Consider the following 2,554-nt stretch of genomic DNA (forward strand, 5'->3'; position numbering starts at 1 on the left):
AAGACCATTACCTCTGACAATGGTAAAGAGTTTGCTCAGCATAAGAAGGTGAAACGAAAGCTCTTTACTTCCTTCTTCTTTGCCGATGCTTATGCGTCATGGCAGCGAGGAACCAACGAGAATACCAACGGATTAATCAGAGAGTTCTTGCCTAAGGGTTGTGACTTTAGACAAGTCTCTGATAATGAGATACAGGACATTGAGAATAAACTAAACAACAGACCAAGAAAACGCTTAGGGTTTAAAACGCCCAATCAGGTGTTCTATAATATAATTTAGCGTTGCACTTGGTGTGTTAATCTAAGTTACCATTAAAGACAAAGCTCAGTTATTAGTAATCATGAACTCTGATTAGGAGGGGTTGAACAAAAAAGAAAGGCTGTAAATACTGGTTTACAACCATTTTTTTTACTTTTAATAAGAATAGTTTGTATACTGCTTACTCTGTTAGAAATGGCTTTCCTGAGCATTTCGAGCAATCCTTAACAACTTGATATACATCATCTATTTTTGGCTCTTTAGCTTGAAATACCTTTCCATTATCAAGAACCAACCTCACCGTTTTATCATGCTGTTGGCCAACGGATTGATAGTTTCCAGTATTAATCATAGAGACTAGATTCTCCCATGATGTCGTAACAACACCTGAATCTACTGTGTTGTTACTAGCGGGATTAGACATACATCCGGCAAGTAATGTTACGATGGATATGAAAAACATTCTCTTAAAATAGATCATAATATTCTCTCCCTAAAAATTAGTAATCATACTATACGTAAATTACTAAAGAATAAACGGCTCATTGTGAAATAAGGCTCAATTCTATATTGGTAATAATAGAGCTAAATTCTAAGCAACCCTGTCAGTACACTGCAAGTGAACACACTATTTAACTTGTATATCTTTTTTTACACTTAACTATAGTTTGCTAGTAATAGGGACTTACTACCCCTGAGTAACTATTATTTGAATTTAGGGCGTGTCATCATTTAGATTGTGAGGCTTAAAATGAGCAAAATTGCAGTCAAACAAGGAAAATAGCGCAGATAATATCGAGATATTAACCAGTTATTTGACGATGTTTGGCAAAATTTAGCCATTTTAAGACCACTAAATGATTAAATGTGCTAATTGATGACATGCCCTAGGAGAGTCTCTTGAATATATGGCTTAAATACGCCATTACTGCTTGTTATTATCTATAATTCCAAACCGTATACAGTCTCTATAGAATGTAAGTAATCCAGTATATTTGGAGAAAGACTATTAAGCGGGTTTCCCTTAAGGTTAATACAGTCTAGGTTGGTTAGCTGTAAAATACTATCAGGTAGGCTGTTAAGATTGCAGTGAATCAGATCAAGCTTAGTTAACTTCGTGAGTTGGCCGATGCTATCAGGTAGGTCTTTAAGATCACAATGGCTTATAAATAGCTCAGTCAGATTAGTAAGTTGCCCAATGCTATCCGGTAGGTTTTTAAGGTCGCAATGACTGATATAAAGCTTATTTAGGTTGTTGAGCTGGCCAATGTTATCTGGTAACTCTTTAATCTTACAACCAGTAAGATTAAGTACAGTCAGATTAGTGAGTTGTGCAATACTATCGGGCAGGCTGTTAAGCTCACAGTGGAGCAGGTTCAACACAGCAAGACTAGTGAGTTGCCCCATACTACCGGGTAAATCTTGAAGCTCACAGTGAATAAGATTAAGCTCAGCAAGGCTAGTCAGTTGTCCGATACTCTCAGGTAATTCTTGAAGCTGACAGTGAATAATATCAAGTTTATTTAGATTCGAGAGCTGTCCAATGCTGGTAGAGAGTTGTTGAAGAGGGCAGTGACTAATGAACAGCTCAGTTAGGTTAGTGAGTTGTCCAATACTGTCAGGCAATTCTTTAAGCTCACAATGATTAATATACAGCTTATCGAGGTTGTTGAGTTGTCCAATACTATCAGGCAACTGTCTAAGCTTACAATGAATTAGATCAAGCTCAGTGAGGTTGGTGAGTTGGCCGATGCTATCAGGTAGATATTCAATCTTACATTCACTGATAAAAAGCTTAGCAAGACTAGCAAGTTGACCAATAGAGTCAGGTAACTCCTTAAGCTCACAGTGAATCAGATCAAGTTCAACAAGACTAACGAGTTGACCAATACTGTTAGGTAACTCTTTAATATCACAATGACTGATAAAAAGTTCAGTGAGGTTACTGAGTTGTCCGACGCTATCCGGTAAGTCTCTAAGCTCACAATGACTAATAAGAAGCTTAGTTAAGTTACTGAGCTGACCAATACTATCGGGCAGGTATTTGAGCTTGCTTTTATCAACTTAGATTAACACACCAAGTGCAACGCTAAATTATATTATAGAACACCTGATTGGGCGTTTTAAACCCTAAGCGTTTTCTTGGTCTGTTGTTTAGTTTATTCTCAATGTCCTGTATCTCATTATCAGAGACTTGTCTAAAGTCACAACCCTTAGGCAAGAACTCTCTGATTAATCCGTTGGTATTCTCGTTGGTTCCTCGCTGCCATGACGCATAAGCATCGGCAAAGAAGAA

General features: G+C 37.4%; 4 protein-coding genes. 1 reads left to right on the forward strand and 3 read right to left on the reverse strand.

All coding sequences use genetic code 11. From position 1 onward, the window contains the following. Positions 1-279: IS30 family transposase (locus EI161_RS13945; RefSeq protein WP_192524318.1), on the forward strand; the 279-nt coding region annotated here is incomplete at its 5' end. A 160-nt stretch (positions 280-439) separates the two neighbouring features. Here EI161_RS13945 and EI161_RS13950 read toward each other — a convergent pair. The 3 genes from EI161_RS13950 to EI161_RS13965 form a co-directional block, all read right to left on the reverse strand. After that, a complete protein-coding gene (locus tag EI161_RS13950) occupies positions 440-739 on the reverse strand; it encodes a hypothetical protein (protein WP_192524148.1) in 300 nt (99 codons plus the stop codon). 461 nt (positions 740-1,200) lie between these two features. Continuing rightward, a complete protein-coding gene (locus tag EI161_RS13955; RefSeq protein WP_225735407.1) occupies positions 1,201-2,298 on the reverse strand; it encodes a leucine-rich repeat domain-containing protein in 1,098 nt (365 codons plus the stop codon). A 49-nt stretch (positions 2,299-2,347) separates the two neighbouring features. After that, positions 2,348-2,554: IS30 family transposase (locus EI161_RS13965; protein WP_192524905.1), on the reverse strand; the 207-nt coding region annotated here is incomplete at its 5' end.

The organism is Psychrobacter sp. FME5 (assembly GCF_014861375.1).
Lineage (GTDB): Bacteria > Pseudomonadota > Gammaproteobacteria > Pseudomonadales > Moraxellaceae > Psychrobacter.